The organism is Arthrobacter sp. NPDC080086 (assembly GCF_040702285.1).
Genome location: NZ_JBFBKP010000010.1, coordinates 78,932 through 90,659, shown reverse-complemented (window position 1 = coordinate 90,659; position 11,728 = coordinate 78,932). Strand labels below are relative to the sequence as shown.

The 11,728-nt window shown below is 63.9% G+C and carries 13 protein-coding genes and 1 pseudogene; 7 read left to right on the top strand and 7 right to left on the bottom strand.

The genetic code is table 11. From position 1 onward, the window contains the following. The 3 genes and pseudogenes from AB0305_RS06275 to AB0305_RS06265 form a co-directional block, all read right to left on the bottom strand. Window positions 1-979 (bottom strand): annotated as a pseudogene (locus tag AB0305_RS06275) (hypothetical protein); the annotation flags it as partial. Window positions 980-1,009: 30 nt separating this feature from the next. Then, window positions 1,010-1,348: a P-II family nitrogen regulator gene (locus tag AB0305_RS06270; RefSeq protein ID WP_021196337.1), complete on the bottom strand. Its 339-nt coding sequence runs from the start codon at window positions 1,346-1,348 to the stop codon at window positions 1,010-1,012. A 66-nt stretch (window positions 1,349-1,414) separates the two neighbouring features. Beyond that, a complete protein-coding gene (locus tag AB0305_RS06265; protein WP_366172196.1) occupies window positions 1,415-2,224 on the bottom strand; it encodes a TorF family putative porin in 810 nt (269 codons plus the stop codon). A gap of 531 nt (window positions 2,225-2,755) precedes the next feature. On the opposite strand from AB0305_RS06265, the gene AB0305_RS06260 reads away from it, so the two are divergent. The 3 genes from AB0305_RS06260 to AB0305_RS06250 all read left to right on the top strand — a co-directional run bounded on the left by AB0305_RS06260 (window position 2,756) and on the right by AB0305_RS06250 (window position 5,442). Beyond that, window positions 2,756-3,013 (top strand): accessory factor UbiK family protein, encoded by a 258-nt coding sequence (locus AB0305_RS06260; RefSeq protein ID WP_366172194.1) that lies wholly within the window; start codon window positions 2,756-2,758, stop codon window positions 3,011-3,013. Window positions 3,014-3,193: 180 nt separating this feature from the next. After that, window positions 3,194-3,706, top strand: coding sequence for a hypothetical protein (locus AB0305_RS06255; RefSeq protein ID WP_366172192.1), 513 nt, complete (start codon window positions 3,194-3,196; stop codon window positions 3,704-3,706). 203 nt (window positions 3,707-3,909) lie between these two features. Continuing rightward, a complete protein-coding gene (locus tag AB0305_RS06250; RefSeq protein WP_366172190.1) occupies window positions 3,910-5,442 on the top strand; it encodes a YifB family Mg chelatase-like AAA ATPase in 1,533 nt (510 codons plus the stop codon). 24 nt (window positions 5,443-5,466) lie between these two features. Here AB0305_RS06250 and AB0305_RS06245 read toward each other — a convergent pair whose 3' ends face one another. After that, the gene (locus AB0305_RS06245) at window positions 5,467-6,108 is read right to left on the bottom strand and encodes a LysE family transporter (RefSeq protein WP_366172188.1); all 642 of its coding nucleotides are present in this window, start codon (window positions 6,106-6,108) and stop codon (window positions 5,467-5,469) included. A gap of 269 nt (window positions 6,109-6,377) precedes the next feature. Next, the gene (locus AB0305_RS06240) at window positions 6,378-7,316 is read right to left on the bottom strand and encodes a LysR family transcriptional regulator (RefSeq protein ID WP_366172186.1); all 939 of its coding nucleotides are present in this window, start codon (window positions 7,314-7,316) and stop codon (window positions 6,378-6,380) included. A gap of 134 nt (window positions 7,317-7,450) precedes the next feature. Between AB0305_RS06240 and AB0305_RS06235 the strand changes: the two genes are divergently transcribed. After that, complete coding sequence (locus AB0305_RS06235) at window positions 7,451-8,689, top strand: MFS transporter (RefSeq protein WP_366172184.1); 1,239 nt, start codon at window positions 7,451-7,453, stop codon at window positions 8,687-8,689. Further along, the gene (locus AB0305_RS06230) at window positions 8,686-9,015 is read left to right on the top strand and encodes a hypothetical protein (RefSeq protein WP_366172182.1); all 330 of its coding nucleotides are present in this window, start codon (window positions 8,686-8,688) and stop codon (window positions 9,013-9,015) included. Before AB0305_RS06235 ends, AB0305_RS06230 begins: the two co-directional genes overlap by 4 nt. Window positions 9,016-9,202: 187 nt before the next feature. Here AB0305_RS06230 and AB0305_RS06225 read toward each other — a convergent pair whose 3' ends face one another. Further along, a complete protein-coding gene (locus AB0305_RS06225; protein ID WP_366172180.1) occupies window positions 9,203-9,577 on the bottom strand; it encodes a heavy metal-responsive transcriptional regulator in 375 nt (124 codons plus the stop codon). Between the two features lie 99 nt (window positions 9,578-9,676). Here AB0305_RS06225 and AB0305_RS06220 point away from each other — a divergent pair, with 99 nt between their 5' ends. Further along, a complete protein-coding gene (locus AB0305_RS06220) occupies window positions 9,677-10,504 on the top strand; it encodes an SDR family oxidoreductase (protein WP_366172178.1) in 828 nt (275 codons plus the stop codon). Window positions 10,505-10,548: 44 nt separating this feature from the next. Here the strand turns inward: AB0305_RS06220 and AB0305_RS06215 are convergent, their stop codons facing one another. Beyond that, a complete protein-coding gene (locus AB0305_RS06215; RefSeq protein WP_366172177.1) occupies window positions 10,549-11,112 on the bottom strand; it encodes a hypothetical protein in 564 nt (187 codons plus the stop codon). Window positions 11,113-11,202: 90 nt separating this feature from the next. Here AB0305_RS06215 and AB0305_RS06210 point away from each other — a divergent pair, with 90 nt between their 5' ends. Further along, complete coding sequence (locus tag AB0305_RS06210) at window positions 11,203-11,718, top strand: O-acetyl-ADP-ribose deacetylase (RefSeq protein ID WP_366172176.1); 516 nt, start codon at window positions 11,203-11,205, stop codon at window positions 11,716-11,718. Window positions 11,719-11,728: the final 10 nt, after the last annotated feature.

The window sequence follows — 11,728 nt, the reverse complement described above, 5'->3', positions numbered from 1 at the left end:
GCGCGGCGGAGCCGTTGGCTTCCAGGGCCGAACCGGCGTTGAAGCCGAACCAGCCGAACCACAGCAGCGAGGCACCGACCATCGTCAGCGTCAGGCTATGCGGCTTGAGCGCTTCGCGACCGAAGCCGATGCGCTTGCCGAACAGGAAGGCGCCCACCAAACCTGCCACGGCGGCGTTGATGTGCACCACGGTGCCGCCCGCGAAGTCCAGCGCGCCCTTCTGGAACAGCCAACCCGACTTGGACGTCATCACCTCAGCCGCCTTGGCGTCGGTAAAGCCATCCGGACCCGGCCAGAACCAGACCATGTGGGCGATCGGCAGGTAGCTGAAGGTGAACCACAGCACCACGAACAGCAACACGGCCGAGAACTTCGCGCGCTCCGCAAAGGCGCCGATGATCAGCGCGCAGGTGATCGCCGCAAACGCGCCCTGGAAGGCGAAGTACGCGTATTCCGGCACCACCACGCCCTTGCTGAAGGTGGCGGCCACCGAATCCGGCGTCAGGCCCTTCAGGAACAGGCGATCAAGCCCGCCGAAGAAGGCGTTGCCTTCGGTGAACGCGAAGCTGTAGCCGTAGATGGCCCACAGGATGATGATGAGCGAGAAGATGCCGGTACATTGCATCAGCACCGACAGCATGTTCTTCTTGCGCACCAGGCCGCCGTAGAACAGCGCGAGGCCCGGCAGCGTCATCAGAATGACGAAGGCGGTTGAGACCAGCAGCCATGCCGTATCGCCCTTATTGGGGACGGGGGCTGCAGCGGCGGGTGCCGAGGCGGCCGCCGGCGCAGCAGCAGCGGCTGCCGCCGGTGCGGCTGCGGCATCGGATGCCGGCGCCGCTGCAGCGGTGGCAGCAGCGGGTGCCGAAGCCTCGGCGGCGGGCTTGTCCTGTGCGACGGCGGGTGCCGACATCACGGCGCCCGCAAGCACCGCAACAACGGCCCCTGCGGTCAGGAATCGTGTGAACCAGGTTTTCATGTTTTGACCTCTTCCTTGGCAGATTGGGGCTTATAGAGCGTCGCCGCCGGTCTCGCCGGTGCGGATGCGGATGACTTGTTCAACGTCGGCCACGAAGATCTTGCCGTCGCCGATCTTGCCGGTGCGCGCAGACTTTTCGATGGCCTCGACAGCGCGCTCGAGCACGTCGTCGGGCACGGCCACCTCGATCTTCACTTTAGGCAGGAAGTCGACGATGTACTCGGCGCCGCGATACAGCTCGGTGTGGCCCTTCTGGCGACCAAAGCCCTTGACCTCGGTCACGGTAATGCCCGACACGCCCACCTCAGACAACGCCTCGCGGACCTCGTCGAGCTTGAACGGCTTGATGACAGCCATGATGAGTTTCATGCTGGATTCCTCCTCGATTGACGGCGCCCGACTCGTCAATGGGCGCCGCTTCGCCTCGTTAGCTGGTTAGAAAGTCTTGGTGACCGACAGTAGCGCCGTCGCCTTGCCCATGTAGCTGTTGCGCGTGTTGGTGTAGAACGCGCGCGAAGCATTGGTGTCGATGTACGCCAGCGATGCCGTCCAGCCGCTGCCGAAGTCCTTCGTCACGCCGACCTTCCAATCGGCATACGAGGCACGCACGGCTTGGTGCGGGATCTGCTGATAGCCGACGTGCAGGTTCAGCGTCAGGCCCCAGAAGCCGGTGTCGAAGTTGCCCGACAGGTCAAAGTACTGGCTGTGGTGCGAATCGGGCGTGCCGAACAGATTCGAGAACGCGTGCGAATACTTGAACGTAACCGGGCCGTAGCCGATCTGCGCGTAGCCTTCCGTGGTGTGCGGACGCGTGAAGCCGTCGGGGTAGCTACCCGGGTAGTAGTACTGCAGCACGCCCACGTCGATGGGCACGTCCTTGATGATTTCCGTCTTGTAGCCGCCGTAGAAGTCCATCTCGATCGGCGCGGAGACGTTCGAGTTCGAATCGCTCAGCCAGCTGATCGACGAGTTCCAGTTGCCGATGTAGAAGCCTTCGGGCAGCACGCCGCCCGGGATTGCGTAGTCAAACCCGCCCTGGATAGCCGGCTTGTTGTTGGTCTGCATAATGCCGCGATAGCGGTACTGGCTGGCCAGCGTGACGTTGGCTGTGAGTGCCGGTGCCGGTGCCGGCGCAGCGGCCGGTGCATCGGCAGCAGGCGCGGTCTGGGCGACAGCGGATTGGCACACACCGGCAACGGCACCGGTCAGCAGCAGCGCCGTGGCTGCGTACGCAAACTTCTTCATAACGGCTCCCCCCTTTAGAAGACGTGCAGAACGTGAGAAAAAAGTCGCATCGGTTCTGCAACTGTCATGCCATGTTGCGGCGACAGGATTGGAGGGGTGCCTCGGCTTGTGGACGACGATTGGGTGGTGGCACATCAATCTGGAAATTGGGGACGGATCCACTGACACGGCCTTTGCAGCCCGGAATGGGTTGCAACAGGCGGGGCTACCGATGGTCAAGACACGCCGCCCTCGCGCGATAAAAACCATGTGATAGAGTGAATTCAGCACTGAGCTGCAGCGTGTGGACGGCCCGTTTGCCCGCGTCGGCGCTTGATCTGTCCCCGTTTGATCGACGACGGCAATGCCGCATCGCAGCGAGAACTGCCGCATTTTGTGCCGTTGCAAGCGCTCAGCCGGTACCATCCAGCCCTGCGGCACCGAAACCACGCGCCCGGCGCTATGCCGCGCACCATGGCACAGCAGATTTCGCGCACAGATTCGGTGCATGCACCGGCTTGGCGCACCTCGTAAGACCCACGGAGCATTCCCATGAAACCCACCGATCTCTTTTCCGACTTTCAGAACCGCGTGTCCGAAGCGCTCCGCAACTCCCCCGCTGCGGACATCGAAAAGAACGTCCGCGCGATGATGACGCAGGGCTTTTCCAAGCTCGACTTGGTTACGCGTGAGGAATTCGACGTGCAGTCGCAGGTGCTGGCCCGCACGCGTGCAAGGCTCGAAGAGCTGGAAACGCGCGTGGCCGCGCTGGAAGCACAACTGAAGTCTGCCGTCCCGACCGACCAGTAACTTGGCCGCCCGGTGTTACGCCGGGCGCGCATCCGCGCTGCCCTCTGTGCTGGCCGCCGCACCCTTGCTGCGGCGCACAGCGAAAAAGATCAATTCGCCGCCTTGTTGCGGTTGACGAACTGATCTAGAACGTCCTTATGGCCTGTTGACCGATAAGGCGCACGCTTGAGGAGAGAGATCATGCAGCATCGCCTCTACTTTCTATTGCCGGACGTGGCCAGCGCCCGGCGCGTGATGAATGACCTGCTGCTGGCGCGCATCACCGAGCGCCACATCCACTTCGTCGCCCGCGAAGGCGCCGACCTCACCGGCCTGCACGAGGCCAACCTGCTGCAAACCTCCGACATCGTCCACGCCACCCAGAACGGGCTGGTGATTGGCGGTGGCGCGGGTGTGCTGGCAGGCGTGGTGGCGGCGCTGTTCCCGATCATTGGCGAAGGGCCGCAGTGGGGCATGGTCGGCATCACGACCGTGGTCGGCGCGCTATTTGGCGCGTGGGCCTCTAGCATGATCGGCAGTTCCGTGCCGAACAGCCGCCTCAAACCGTTCAGGCAGGCGGTGGAGGATGGGCAGATCCTGCTGATGGTGGACGTGCCGCGCTCGCGCATGGCTGAAGTGCGTGCGCTGCTGCAGAAGACGCATCCCGAAGGCCGCTTCAGCGGCGAAGATACGGCGATGCCCGCATTCCCCTGATCGATCTGCCGACAACGAAGCCGGAGTCGCGTGCTCCGGTTTTTTTTTGGACTCAGACAGCGCGTCAAATTTGAATGCAAGCGGAGTAGGCAGCACGGCGTCGCTGGCACAGTGGCGGGTTCCTCATCCGTTGCCCACTGACCTGCCATGTCCCCGTGTCTCGCCCGCCTCCCTGCCCGTCACGTCAATCGGAGGACGGCGCGATGAGCCTCGCCGTTCTGCGTTCACGCGCGCTGTCGGGCATCGATGCGCCTGCCGTATCGGTGGAGGTGCATCTGGCGAATGGCTTGCCGTCGTTCACCATCGTGGGGTTGCCCGACACGGAGGTGAAGGAAAGCAAGGACCGCGTACGCGCGGCCATCCAGAACAGTCACTTTGAGTTTCCCGCGCGGCGTATCACCGTCAACCTGGCACCGGCCGATCTGCCGAAGGAGTCGGGCCGCTTCGATTTGCCGATTGCGGTGGGCATTCTTGCTGCCAGCCGGCAAATCCCGCACACGCACCTGGATGCACACGAGTTTGCGGGCGAACTGTCGCTGTCCGGGGACTTGCGGCCAATTCGCGGCGCGCTGGCGATGGCGTATGCGCTATCGCGCAACCCGGCGCCTACGGATGGCGAGGCACCGCTCGCCCGCGCCTTCGTGCTGCCCGCAGAGAATGCGGCTGAAGCCGCGCTGGTCAGCGGCACCAAGGTCCTGCCTGCGCGCACGCTCATCGAGGTGTGCGATCACCTGAGTGCCCCGGACCGCAAACTATCGCCCGTGCGGCCGGCGCCCGTCGATACCGAGATCCGCTATCCGGACTTGGCCGACGTACGCGGCCAGCCGCAGGCGCGGCGGGCGTTGGAGGTGGCTGCCGCCGGCGGCCATTCGATGTTGATGATCGGCCCGCCCGGCACCGGCAAGTCGATGCTCGCACAGCGCTTTCCCGGTCTGCTCCCGGACATGAGCGACGACGAAGCGCTCTCCGCCGCGGCTGTCATGAGCCTGACCACGCGCGGCTTCGATGCGAAACGCTGGAAGGTGCGGCCGTTCCGCGCGCCGCATCACACCGCATCTGCCGTGGCGATGGTCGGTGGCGGCAACACGCCGCGTCCGGGTGAGATTTCGCTCGCGCACCAAGGGGTCTTGTTCCTCGATGAGCTCCCCGAGTTCGAACGCCGCGTACTCGAAGTCCTGCGCGAGCCGCTGGAGACTGGCCACATCACCATCTCGCGCGCCGCACATCAGACGGACTTCCCCGCCAGCTTCCAGCTCATCGCGGCGATGAACCCGTGCCCGTGCGGCTATCGGGGCCACCCGTTGCGCGCGTGCCGCTGCACGCCGGATCAGGTGGAGCGCTACCAATCGCGCATTTCCGGCCCGTTGCTCGATCGCATTGATGTGCAGATCGAGGTGCCCACGCCATCGCAGGAAGAACTGCTCGACGGGCCACCCGGCGAACCGACACTCAACGTGGCCGAGCGCGTATCCGCCGCGCACGAACGACAACTCGTGCGCCAAGGCAAACGCAACGCGCTGCTGGCCGGCCACGAGATCGACCTGTACTGCGCCCGCACCGATGCGGCCGACGGTCTGCTGCGCCATGCGATGACGCGCTTTTCATGGTCTGCTCGCGCCTATGCCCGGGTGCTCAAGCTCGCTCGCACCATTGCCGATCTGGCGGGCGACGAGCAGATCGACGCGGTGCACGTGGGCGAGGCGATCCAGTATCGGCGTGGGGTGAAGGCGGATTAGCGTCCACCCGCGCAAGCCGCTGGCTCACGCCGTCTGCCGCTTCACGAAGAACAACGCCGCGCCGATGCTCATCAGCATGCCGCCGAAAAACCGGCTCTGCCAGCGCAGTGCGCGCGGATTGCGGAACAGGCGTTGTGCGCGCGAGGCGAGCAGCGCGTAACCGTGCATCACGATCAGGTCCACAACCACCATCGTCACCGCCAGGATGGCCAACTGCGAAAGCAGCGGCTTGGCCGGATCGATGAATTGCGGCAGCACCGCCACCATGAAGAGGATGCCCTTGGGGTTCGTCAGGTTGGTCAGCAGCCCGACCAGGAAGCGACGGCGCGCACCGCTGCCCGACGCCTTGACGGCGTCACCCTCCGCTGGCTTGCTGATCTGAATCGGTGTGCGCCACTGCACGATGCCCAAGTAAATCAGGTACAGCGCGCCGACGATCTTGATGGCGGTAAAGGCATGCTCGGACGCAATCAGCAGCGCGCCCAGCCCGGCACCGGCAATGAACAGAACCACCACAATGCCCAGCTCCAGCCCAGCAATCGTGACCGACGTACGGCGCACGCCATGCGTCAGGCCGTGGCTCATGCAGAGGATGGCGCCCGACCCCGGCGAGATGGCGATGACCCAGGCGGCCAGAAAGAAGGCCAGCCAGACTTGCAACGTCATGATGGTTTCTCCGTGATGAGATGCGTTGAGGCAAAGCGGAAGACGACGATTGTGCACTGGCTGCCACCAAGGCGCTTGGGCAACCCATTGAGCGTCGGCCAACCCATCGAAGTCTGGGCCCGCGCCACTGACCTAGACTGGCGCGCTAAGGGGACCGACGTGATGTATCGCATCGGCACCCGCGGACCAGCCTCCCCCATCAGGTCATTTCCTTCTCGCCAACGCTGTTTGCCGGGATACACCCAAATCGCTGTCGACGGCGTCAAAGTTCAGCACCGTGCCTCGACAGAATCCTCAACGGCTCTCGGATTCATCATCGCTGGGATATGGGCGACGAGTGCGTCGATGGCAACCCGGGTCTTGCAACGCAGATGGCGCACCTGCGGCCACACTGCGTGGATTTCCTGAGAGCAGACACTGTAGTTCTCCAAGACGGGAACCAATTCTCCGCTTTGTACGTATCTGGCCAGCAACCAGCTCGGTAGCCAAGCCAGACCATAGCCGTCAACGGCGGCGGCGGCGATGGCCTGAACGTCATCCATACTGATCTGTGCCCGTATGCCCAGTCGCTGGATTTGGTCGCCGGCAGCCTGCGCACACCACGGCGCGAGGATACCTGTGCGAGACGGCGCTATCCCAGCGTGCCCATCCAGTTCTTCCAGACTGCTTGGTGTGCCGTTTTGCGATAGATAGGCGGGAGACGCGCCGATGCTGACGTGCTGTGTGCTCAAGTATCGGGCCGCCAGTGTGCCGCTGTCGCGCAGCGTACCGATCCGGACGGCAAGGTCAAAGCCTTCTTCGATCAAGTCCACATACCGATCACTGAACGACAGATCAACGTGCAGTTGCGGATAGCGACGCGTCAGTCCAAGCAGGATCGGCGCGACGCATCGATGCCCGAAGGCCTCGGGTACGCTCACCCGCAGTCGGCCACTGGGCGCCACGCGGCCGTTGTCCAGGTCGGCTTCCGCTGCGTCCAGTTCCGTCAGCGCACGCACGCAGCGCTCGTAGTATCCCTGCCCCTCTGCGGTCAGGACCTGCTTGCGTGTGTTGCGCTGGAGTAGTCGGACACCGAGCCGCGCCTCCAAACGGGCAATCGCCTTACCGACTGCCGAGCGCGTTAGACCAAGCCGCTGCGCAGCGAGCGCAAATCCGCCGGCTTCGACGACCTGCACGAACGTTGCCACCCCATCCAGTTTGTCTTGCATGACCACCTCGATTGGTTCTACTAGTGACCACTATATGGGAGTTTTTTACGCCAATACGGGAATTTCATTCCTCCTAAACTGTGCTGCGGTGTAGCAGGCCAGACACCGTCCCTAAATCCCGGAGTAAAACAACCATGCAGGTGCATGACATCGAGCAGCCGCCCCGGCCGCAGACAGACCATCTCTTTGCCGAGCGAAACACTGTGGCGCTACTGGCTGTGTGCCTGGCCGCCTTGATGTTCGGATTGGAAATTTCCAGCGTGCCGGTGATCCTGCCCACGTTGGAGGTGGCGCTGCACGGCGATTTCAGCGGCATCCAGTGGATCATGAATGCCTACACCATCGCCTGCACCGCGGTCTTGATGGCCACAGGAACGCTGGCGGACCGCTACGGCCGCAAGCGCGTCTTCCTCTACACAATCGCAACGTTTGGCGTCGCCTCGCTGCTGTGCGGCCTGGCGTGGAATACGCCCATCCTGATCGCCAGCCGTTTCTTGCAGGGCGCGAGCGGCGGCGCGATGCTCATTTGTCTCGTGGCGATACTCTCTCACCAGTTTCCCGAGGGCGCCGAGCGCGGCAGGGCGTTCGGCATCTGGGGCATCGTCTTCGGTATCGGGCTCGGGTTCGGACCGCTGATCGGGGGCCTGATCGTCGCCATGTCGAGTTGGAAGTGGGTCTTCTGGGTGCATGTCTTCATCGCAGCCTTGACGCTCGGCCTGGCTATCGTTGGTGTGCGCGAATCGCGTAACCCGCATGCAAGGTGCTTGGATTTGGCCGGCATCGTCACCCTATCCCTTGCGGTGCTCGGGCTGGCTTACTTTGTGACGCAAGGCGCCGACAAGGGGTTCGGCAGCGCTTCCGCCCTGAGCGTCATCGCTGCGAGTGCCGCCAGCTTCGCGCTGTTCCTCGTCGTGGAAACGCGTGCTGCGCATCCGATGTTCGACTTCTCGGTATTCCGGGTGCGCAATTTCTCGGGCGCGTTGCTCGGCTCAGTGGGTATGAACTTCAGCTTCTGGCCGTTCATCATCTATCTGCCGATTTACTTCCAGAGCGGACTGGGGCAAGGTGCGGCGGCCGCAGGCGTGTCGCTGCTGGCCTATACCTTGCCCACGCTGGTGTTCCCGCCCATCGGCGAGCGGCTGGCGCTACGCTACCGGCCCGGCATCGTCATTCCGGCCGGCTTGTTCACCATCGGGCTAGGGTTCTTTTTGATGCTCATCGGCAGCAGCATCGATCAGGCGAGTTGGTTGACCGTACTGCCAGGCTGCCTGCTGGCTGGCGCGGGCTTAGGCATCACCAATACGCCTGTGACCAACACCACCACGGGCTCGGTATCGCGCGAACGCGCCGGTATGGCGTCGGCATCGACATGAGCGCCCGCATGATCTCCCTGGCCATCAACATTGCCTTGATGGGATTTCTGCTGGTGCAAGGGGTGTTACAACATCTACAAATCGCGCTGGCCAAATCGGCCGACGAAGCATCCTGGCGCGCGCTGGCCAATCGTATTGCGTCCGGAAATTTGCATGCCGCTAACGCCGACGCATGGGTCCCCGTGCCCCCCGAGACGCTCGAGACGATCGGCCGCGCAGCGCTGGTGCACGGCTTCGGCTGGATCATGCTCTATAGCGGCATCGCTGCCTGGGTGCTCGCCGTTGCCAGCTTCCTGATCTTCTCCGGCAGAAAAACGCAGCGATGATCGGCTGCCACGCGGCGTCCTGCGAGGGCCGCCGTGGTTGCCAGCGGCGGCACCTTCGGGCTAGCCGCCTCTGACTGCGATGTGCCGGCAGTGCCCACAATAGCTTCTACGGCGCGGTGTCAGAGCCCGTGCTCGTCGCTGATATCCCTTGGGCCCTGCCTGGTGGCGTTCACCAACAGCGCCCTCACTACGCGCTTTGGCCATCGACACAACCGCCCTCGACCTTGGCCAGCGCATTCAGCAGCCCCGCGCGCAACGTGGTCAGTGCCTGGCTCTTTTCTTCCAGTTCTGCGAGCTTCGCTTCGAGACACGCCACCTTCTGCGCAACAGCAAACGTCGAGCTGTCCCAGACATGGATGACGTCGTTGATTTCCGCGAGCGTGAACCCCAGCGCCTTCGCGTGAACGATCAGCCGAATCCGCTGCAACGAGACCTCGGAATAGCGCTTGTACGTGTTGGTCGCGTGCGGCTGTGCTGCCTTGTCCAGCAGCCCCATGCGCTCGTAGTAACGCACGGTATCTCGCGAAACGCCCGCTCGCTTGCTCAGTTCGCCGATGCGCATGCTGCCTCTACCGAATGTGGTGGACCGTTATTAGGGCTTGACCGTGGTCTTTAGTCAACGGTTTACAGTCCGCCCCACTTTCCACTTCATCAGCAGGCCATGAAGCATTCCTTCGATTTTCGCGGAAAAACGGCACTCATCACGGGGGCATCGTCGGGTATCGGGCTGGAGTTCGCCTATGCGCTAGCCAAGCGTGGCGCAAAACTTCTGCTCGTCGCTCGCTCGCGTGACAAGCTGCGCGACCTGACCGCCAAATTGCGACACGACTACGCCTGCGACGCAGACTTCCTGACGGTTGACCTGAGCACACCGGACGCCGTCCCGACGTTGGCGGATCATCTGAAAGCGACCGGCACGGTGGTCGATGTCTTGATCAACAACGCGGGCTTTGCGGCTTACGGGCGCTTCGAAACGATTCCGTGGACCTGCCAACGCGATGAAGTGCTGGTCAACTGCATGGCCGCGGTCGAGCTGACGCATCTTCTGTTGCCGGGAATGCAGGCGCGATCCGGCGGCGCCGTCATCAACGTCGCATCAACAGCCGCATTCCAGCCTGACCCTTATATGGCGATCTACGGCGCAACCAAGGCCTTTCTGCTGTCATTTTCAGAAGCCGTTTGGGCCGAGAACCGGCGTCGCGGCATTCGGGTCCTGGCGCTATGTCCCGGCGCGACGCAAACCGGCTTTTTTGATGTCGTTGGCGCCGAAGAAGCGGCGGTCGGTACCCCGATGCCCGTCTCGCGCGTGGTGCAAGACGCGTTGGGGGCGCTCGATCGCAATCGGAGCTATCGGATTGTCGGGACGCAGAATCGGCTGCTTGCCAATTTGCAAAGGCTATTGAGCCGCGAAATGTCGGCGCGCCTGGTTGAGAAAATCCTTCGGCCGAGAAACGCTGGGATGCCGGCAACGGGAGACGCCAACGCGTAGGCTGCGGATGCGTGGCCGGCCCTCTCAATCTCTGAGACGCAACGCTAGTCGGGGTGGAAGCTGGTGAGGAACTGGTCGACCTGCTCTTGCTGGCGCCCATCGCGCGCGGCATCGCCCGATTCGAGCACAACGGCCTGGTAGGCGCGTTTGCCGACGGCAACTACGCGGGCGGTCAAGCGGCGCGGCGTGGGGTCGTTGCCGCCCGTGCCCTGCGCAATCAACTCCACGGCCGGCACAGATCGCGGCGGCTGGGCGGCGGTTTTCACGGCGATGTCCTTGGCGAGCACCTGCCCCTTCAGGTTGGCGGACAGGCCCGTACGCAACGCCGCCACGGCTTGCTCACGCCAGACTGGGTCGTCGGCCGGCAATTCCACCACGCCGATGGCGAACAGCGTGCCGTCGATGCTGGCGGCCTGCATGGTCATTGGCAGGCGCTGGCCATTGATGGTGATGGGGCGCGCATCGGCGGTGGGCTTGGCGGGGTATTCCACGACGTACGCACCTTCGTTGGACCGGACGGTGCGCCAGTCGTACTTGGGCGAGCAGGCCATCAACAGCGCACATACCGCCGCGCCCACGCTCCACTGCCAGCCCCCTGCTTTTGCCATGCGTGCCACGTCGTCTCCTGAGTTGTTCTGCCGGTTTCGCGCCGCCTATTATCGAGCAGAGCCACCCGCGAGACCCTCAAGGACTGCGCCATGCCGAGCCCGAGCCTCCTCCTGCGTGCCCTGCACGCCGACATCACCACGTTGGACTGCGACGCCATCGTCAACGCTGCCAACAGCTCGCTGCTGGGCGGGGGCGGCGTGGACGGCGCCATCCACCGCGCTGCCGGGCCTGCGCTGCGGGAAGCCTGTCGCGCCCTCAATGGCTGCCGCACTGGCGAGGCCAAGCTCACACCGGGCTTCCGACTGCCGGCGCGCTACGTCATCCACACCGTTGGGCCCATCTGGCGTGGGGGCAGGCAAGATGAAGCGACCCTGCTGGCTGCCTGCTACCGCAACAGCCTGGAACTTGCCCGGCAGCACGACCTGCGCACCCTCGCCTTTCCGTGCATCAGCACCGGCGTCTATGGCTTTCCGGCGCACCTGGCCACGCCGATCGCGCTGCGCACGGTCCGGGAGCACGGCGCGGGCTTCGATGAAATTACCTTCTGCTGCTTTTCCACCGCCGACCTGAGGCTCTATGAAGCCGCGCTTGCCGGCACAAAGTGATGCGCGCATC